The 6,911-nt window shown below is 41.0% G+C and carries 5 protein-coding genes and 1 pseudogene; 2 read left to right on the top strand and 4 right to left on the bottom strand.

Annotation, left to right across the window (positions count from 1 at the left end):
- Positions 1-93 precede the first annotated feature (93 nt).
- Positions 94-540 (bottom strand): annotated as a pseudogene (locus V7K60_RS34695) (Uma2 family endonuclease); the annotation flags it as partial.
- Between the two features lie 314 nt (positions 541-854).
- Positions 855-1,394 carry a DUF2267 domain-containing protein gene (locus V7K60_RS34690; RefSeq protein WP_334932729.1) on the bottom strand — a complete coding sequence of 180 codons (540 nt, stop codon included), beginning with the start codon at positions 1,392-1,394 and terminating at the stop codon, positions 855-857.
- Between the two features lie 285 nt (positions 1,395-1,679).
- On the opposite strand from V7K60_RS34690, the gene V7K60_RS34685 reads away from it, so the two are divergent.
- Positions 1,680-2,477, top strand: a complete 798-nt coding sequence (locus V7K60_RS34685) for a dienelactone hydrolase family protein (protein ID WP_334932727.1) — start codon at positions 1,680-1,682, stop codon at positions 2,475-2,477.
- 54 nt (positions 2,478-2,531) lie between these two features.
- Here the strand turns inward: V7K60_RS34685 and V7K60_RS34680 are convergent, their stop codons facing one another.
- Both V7K60_RS34680 and V7K60_RS34675 read right to left on the bottom strand, forming a co-directional pair.
- Entirely contained in the window at positions 2,532-3,179 is a 648-nt protein-coding gene (locus V7K60_RS34680) for a class I SAM-dependent methyltransferase (protein ID WP_334932725.1), read from the bottom strand.
- 124 nt (positions 3,180-3,303) lie between these two features.
- On the bottom strand, positions 3,304-5,520 hold the full coding sequence (locus tag V7K60_RS34675) for an ATP-binding protein (RefSeq protein WP_334932723.1): 2,217 nt from the start codon (positions 5,518-5,520) through the stop codon (positions 3,304-3,306).
- Positions 5,521-5,966: 446 nt separating this feature from the next.
- Here V7K60_RS34675 and V7K60_RS34670 point away from each other — a divergent pair, with 446 nt between their 5' ends.
- Positions 5,967-6,851 carry a glycoside hydrolase family 75 protein gene (locus V7K60_RS34670; RefSeq protein ID WP_334932721.1) on the top strand — a complete coding sequence of 295 codons (885 nt, stop codon included), beginning with the start codon at positions 5,967-5,969 and terminating at the stop codon, positions 6,849-6,851.
- Positions 6,852-6,911 lie beyond the last annotated feature (60 nt).

Raw genomic sequence — 6,911 nt, 5'->3', positions numbered from 1 at the left:
GTGGTGGAAGGAGATAAAACTTCAGCAATCAGCGTTGGATTCAAAACTTCATCTAAACGTTCAGCATTTAGCTGAGGTTCGCCATCAAAAACCATAGCGTTCCACAAAAGGTTCATCCTGTTCGACTAATAAATATTCGCCAAAACTCTGAATTGAGCGATACATCCGAAATTTACTGAGTTGGTCATAATCTGTGGTGGAAGGAGATAAAACTTCAGCAATCAGCGTTGGATTCAAAACTTCATCTAAACGTTCAGCATTTAGCTGAGGTTCGCCATCAAAAACCATTACATCTGGATATACCCCACGTCGATATTTATGAATTCACAGCCGTAAATCACTGTTAATTGGCTCGAATTGAGTATCACACATCACAGTACTAAAATAGGTCAGAATGTTCCGACCGATACGGCTGTGTTTGAGGGTTCCTCCAGGCATGGATACAATTTCTCCATCTCGATATTCGCTGCGTCCTTCGGCTTTTTCTTTGATCGCACGATATTCATCCAAGCTGTAGCGGCGCGAGATGGTAGAAATCATAGGTCTTAGGCGATCACATTGGCTATAAGACAACAATATTATTTTGTCACAGATTTGCTTGTGAGGTAATATCATACTGCAATACCATGCCTGTGGCGAACTACGCCAAAGGCAACGCATCTATCAACTGTTTTTAACCATCCAAACAAAAAATCTAGAACACGCAAGTCAGATTATCGCCGCAAACCACGCCCAGTGGTGAACCAAATAGTGAAGCTTGTGGAGTGATTGGCTGTGAATCAGTAAACCTATTATATAGAAAACCTGTTTGCGATCGCTACTCACAAACAGACTTGACTTTTTTAGCCTTCTAATTAAGCCTGCTCCCAAAGCTGACGTACATAGTCAGGTAGCCAGCTAGCAATTTCCTGAATTCGCTCTTCGGAAAGCTCGTCTTTGGTGGCAGAAAACACTGCTTTAACCGCTTGCTCTCGATCTACTGATCGCGGCATTCCGCTTTCATTAGCAACTCGGAACAGGAAGCGATCAGAATCAATATTGAAAATACCTGGGCCTTTCCAGGGTGGACGAACCCGGCTCAAAAATCCCACAATTGGATTGGTGTCTTTCCAGAGATCGGACACTTCAAACTGGAGTGCTTTCTCATCAGTAGGTATAGCCTCTGTATGCAGTTCTGCCTCAACGCGATCGCTGGCTTCTGTGGTCATCACGTCGCGCATCACGCGAAACACAACTTCGGTAAAATCTCTTGCATCATAGGGATCTGCAAATCCGGCTTTGACCTGGACTTTTTCTAGAAACGAGCGATGTTCGTCGGCGATCGCAGCTCGATCATCTTCAATTTCTGTTGGGTCAATTTCTGGAACGTTTGTTCTAAAACTTTCATCGGGCATTGTTTTTTCTTGTGCTTATTAGTTTTGAGTTTTTATGCTTACTTTATGTAAAATCGCACAAATCAAAAACCCTTGGGATCTTCCAGAAGTTTGAGATGGCATCTATTCAAAAGTTAGAAATTCATCTGATCTGCTCACAGCAGTGAAGTCATAGTTGAGAGTAAGTGATTTCCCTTTATCAAGCAGAGCAATACTTCTGGTGTTTCCGCTCGTCTTAAATATCGCCCATCTGTGTCGAAAAACAGTCAAAATAGATAAGTTGGTATAAAATTAGCCGAAACAAAGATGCTAGAAACAACAAACATCGAAATCAACACTTGCTATGTCAAAGTACCTAATAATGACTTAGAAATCGATGCTTACTTAGCTCAACCAGCACAAAAGGGAAACTTTGAGGCGGTTATAGTTTTTCCAGAAATTTTTGGAATCAACAGTAATATTAAAGATATCACCGAGCTAATCGCCAAACAAGGTTATGTAGCAATCGCTCCAGCGATGTATCAACGTATTGCTCCCGGTTTTGAGGCAGACTTTAGCCCAGAAGATGTTGGCTACAGTCCAGAAGCCTATCGGTTGGGATTGGAATACTATCAACAAGTAAAATATCAAGAGATATTCAGCGATATTCAAGCTACTATTACTTACCTCAAAACTTTACCCAATGTCAAAAATAATGCAATTGGTGTGATTGGTTTCTGTTTTGGCGGTCATGTTGCTTATATGGCTGCAACTTTACCCGATATCAAAGCAACAGCTTCGTTCTACGGTGGTGGAATTACCACTGCTAGTTATGGTGAAGACACTCCAACCATTAATCGCACCTCAGAAATTAAAGGTATTATTTATGCATTTTTTGGTACAAGAGATGCATTAGTTTCTCAGGAAGAAAACGAGCAAATTGAAGCAGAATTAAAGAAACATCAAATCAATCATCGTGTATTTCGATACGACGCTGGACACGGATTTTTCGCTGGATTCTTTGAAGACCAATACCCATTTTTAGCCCAGCACCCAAGTTATAACCCAGAAGCGGCTCCTGATGCTTGGCAACATGTTTTAGAACTGTTTCAAAATCACTTGTGATCCGGCTTGTCGTAGATATCGCACTCATTGGACAAGAGTGCGATACTGTCGCCTTTAAGCTTTTGAGTTTTTAAGCAATAATTGACAACCACATAAAAACGGGTTTTGACTTTCTATGCGATCGTCTGTAAGCACTTCAATAGGAAGCTTGCTGTTGTAAATCAATTCGTCATAATCCATCAATGCATCCCACTTGATCTTGCCAGTCGGGAAACCTAGCTGTGAAGCTGCATCAGATATCAACTCTTGCCATTTCTGAATCTCTGGATCTTGCGATTTGCAGTAATCGAGAATGGCAATAAATGCACCAGGCTTGGTAACTCGTAGAATTTCCTTAAGAGCAAGAACTGGATCATCAACAACACAGAGAGTAAATCCCGACGCTGCTGCATCAAAGCTATTATCAGGAAAATCAAGTTTGCACATATTCGATACCTGAAAGGTGATGTCTGCGGATACGGGTTTTTTACGTGCTTCATCCATCATCTTCTCAGAAAGATCAACACCGACGACATGCACGGCTTCAGGGTAGGTTGAAAGATTAAGACCTGTTCCTACCGCAGCATCTAGTACGGTTTGTCCTGGCTTCAACTGCAAAGAAGCAATTAGAGGTTCGCGCTCAATGTGCCAGTAACGCTTCATAATTGCGTCATAATTCACTGCACCTTGATCGTAGGTTTCAATCACCTGATTTATCTGCATAGGTTCCTTAACAAATATAACTACTGATTTTTACTCATTATTTGTATGTATAATATAAGGTTCAAAAATAACTGACTACCGTAATAATAGCTAGATAATATAGGAATTCCAAATTAGTATTAAGTTAAACCACTCCATGAACCTTTAGCCGCAGAGGAATCTGAATGATAAACTCGGTTCCTTTTCCAGGGGTTGAAAAGCACTCCAGTTTACCGCCATGTTTTTCTGTGACGATTTGATAGCTGATGGACATACCCATTCCGGTTCCTTTACCAATGGGTTTGGTGGTGAAAAAGGGATCGAATATTCGTTGCTGAAATTCTTTAGAAATACCAACTCCGTTATCAGCGATCGCCACTTCCAACCACGTTGAATTAACTACCGATGTGCGAATCTTAATTCTACTAGGATTGTTCTCAATACCCTGATAGGCAAGCTTAGTATTATTTTCTTCTAACGCATCAATCGCATTTACTAAAATATTCATAAATACCTGATTGAGTTGTCCAGCATAGCATTCTACTAGGGATACAGTGCCGTAGTCTTTAATCACCTCAATTTCAGGTTGTTCTGGTTTAGCTTTGAGGCGGTGCTGCAAAATCATCAAAGTACTATCGATGCCTTCATGAATATCAACACGTTTAAATTCCGCTTCGTCAATGCGAGAGAAATTCCGCAGCGACAGTACAATTTGACGAATGCGATCGGTGCCTACTCTCATAGAAGACAACATTTTTGGCAAGTCTTCTTGCAAAAACTCCAGATCGATGTCTTCGGCAACGGTTTGAATTTCAGCAGCAGGGTAGGGATTATATTGCTGATACAACTGCATAAGTGCTAATAAATCCTGGGTATATTCCTGCACATGGGCGAGATTGCCATGAATAAAATTGACTGGATTATTAATTTCGTGTGCGACTCCAGCCACTAGTTGTCCCAGACTAGACATTTTTTCACTTTGAATAATTTGAGATTGAGTGCGCTGTAATTCCCCTAATGCATTTTTAAGTTCAGTAGTGCGTTCTTCTACCCGTTCTTCTAGTTCTTCTTTGCTTTTCTCTAAAGCAGTAAAAGATTCATGCAATTGCCCTGCCATGTGGTTGAAAGAATTAGATAGGGTATTAAGTTCTCGAATACTGCTAGTTTGTACTGTCTGATTTAAATTGCCAGATGCCATTGCCTCACTTGCCCAATTTAGGCGGAGAATTGGGCGCACAATCCAATGAGAGGTAAACACGCCCATCACTGAGGCAACGACTAATGCACCCAAACAAAGGGCGATCGTGGTGCGCGTGTTGGTGTTAATTTGGGCCATGAATGTGTTTTCTGGCACACTCACTACCATTAGCCAATTCAAACCATATTTGTCACGCCAAGGTACAACATTGACAAAATGTCGTTTTCCTTCCACCTCAAGTTGAAAATTTGTATCTTGGGTGATAGAGCCAAAGCCGGAGATTTGGAGGTGTCTAGCAATGTTCTGTATTATTGGGTCAGAACTGTCGATCGCTTGCAATCGCCGGATCTCTTGATTGACAAATACGAAAGGCTTCTCTGTACCGGAACTGGCAATTAATGTGCCATCCCGCTCCAAAAGGAACACCTGCCCAGACTGACTAATATTCAAACTGCGTAAAAAATCGCTGAGTTTTAGTAGGTGAATGTCTGTTGCAATCATTCCTAATAAGCGATTTTGCGAATCATAAATCGGACGACTAGCAGAGGCGCTGATGTAAGGCCCCGTTGGAAAATTTGCAGTCACAATCTTTGCCCAAATAGGTTTACCAGCAGCGATGGGTTGGGTATACCAAGATTCAGTAAAATTGTTCCAAGTCCATCGAGTATTTATTTGAGTTCGATTACCTTGATTATCTGTGGCATAAGTGGAAGTATTATTGGGAAGCTTGGCAGTCCAATCATCAATGGTAATAGTTTTGCCATCATAACGAGCGGCTCCCAGCCCCTCACCCGTTGTTAGTCCAATACCAATATAAGTCAGGTCATAAGCCTGCATCTGATCCCAGAAATACTTGCCAAGGGTTTGGCGATGCCTACGGCTGGCTTTGCCTACGCCCACATCTAATATTCCCCTGCAGATGGCATCTGCGTTGATCTGATTAAGGGTTTGTGGAATGGAAAGATAAGACTTCAGGTGTTCATCCACTACATCGCTGGTGCGATCTATCAACTGTTCGGCTAGGTCGTTAACTGCTCTTTGTCCATTTTTAAAAGACAAATAACCCACTAAGCTGACCGCTGCAAAAATTTGGATAAGGAAGGGAACAATAAGAACAATCTGTAATGGGAACGCCTTAGCTTTGCTGAGATAGGGAGTCTTCATTGCTGGAAGCTGAAAGTTCTGCTAATTTGATTTGCTTCTATAGTTCCCAAGATGTTCGCATACTCACATTTGTTTAAATTTTTTTGTCAAGTCAAAGGCGGCTTTAGGGTGGAATGGTACTTTCTTAAGCAAAAATTGCTGCCCAGAACCCCAACTTCTACCCTCCGGGTGTCTGCCAGAAGTCGGGGATCTAAATTCAGCGATTTAGTAAGTGACATTTAGACTTAGGGTGCATTGCGGGGGTTCCTTCTCCTGTATTCGCCTTGCTTCCTTCCAGGGAAATTAGGTATTGCCTGCCCAACTGACTAACTCCCTGTTATAGCAGCTGGCACCACACAAAAAAATCAGAGTTTGAGATGTTCTAGATATTAGCTAATAGCATCAGCACAAAATTTTGTTTTCTTAATGTATTTTCATGAGTTCAACTTTTAAACTTGGAGTAATTTATGCAGCAATTTCAAGTAATCTCAGATAGTTTGAATATACGTTCAGCACCGATTGTTGACGAAGCTAATCAAATAGCAACTCTTCCAAAAGGATATATTGTATCTAAAATTAAAAACTCGGATAATGACAAGTGGTGGAAGGTTGCAACTATTCTTGAAGGAAAAACTTTAGAAGGTTTTGTAGCTCAAAAATTCCTGAGTCCAGTCACAAAACTTTCTATCAAGACTGTTCTGAAAATTGGTGAAATTCCCATTCTCCAGGCAAATGGAGAATCTGCATTTTTCTATGAAGCAGGTATGAGCATTAATGCTGATGGTGCGCCTAATGCTTATCACCCCGCAGATACAGGGATTGATTTTTTGGCAAATGCTGGGTATTCAGATAACTGGTGGGCACTAGCTGTAGATAAAAACGGCAATCCATTTATTCAAGGCAGTACCGATCCATATCCTGGATACTATATTTCTACGACTGCATTATTCGACTCTGGATTTGTTAAACAAGATCCACGTCGCTATATTGATTCAACAAAGATTCCGTATATTGTTCTTCCGGGAAATAGTGATTTTAGAAAAGTTACAGGTGTTAAATTAGGTGATTTTGCAGTTGTTTACAACACTAACAATGAAAAAGTCGCTTTTGCAATTTATGCTGATGTTGGACCTAAAAACCAGATTGGAGAGGGTTCAATAGCTTTGTCTCAGGCTGTTGGAAACGATCCATTAGTACGCTCAAGAGTCAGGCGAGGAATTCCCAAGGATATCGTTTATATTGTTTTTCCAGGTTCTGGGAATGGACAGACAAGAACAATTTCAGAGATAGAAGCTGAAACTAAACGGTTTTTTGAAATATGGGGTGGCATAGAACGGATCAAGTCTCTATAAAAGTGTACCTAATGGAAATTTAGTTACAGTAGAGACGTAGCACTGCTACGTCTCTTTTTC

The sequence above is a fragment of the Nostoc sp. genome, from assembly GCF_036917555.1.
Taxonomy (GTDB): domain Bacteria; phylum Cyanobacteriota; class Cyanobacteriia; order Cyanobacteriales; family Nostocaceae; genus Nostoc.
Note: the sequence above shows the minus strand (reverse complement) of the source record. Positions and strands in the feature narration are given on the sequence as shown.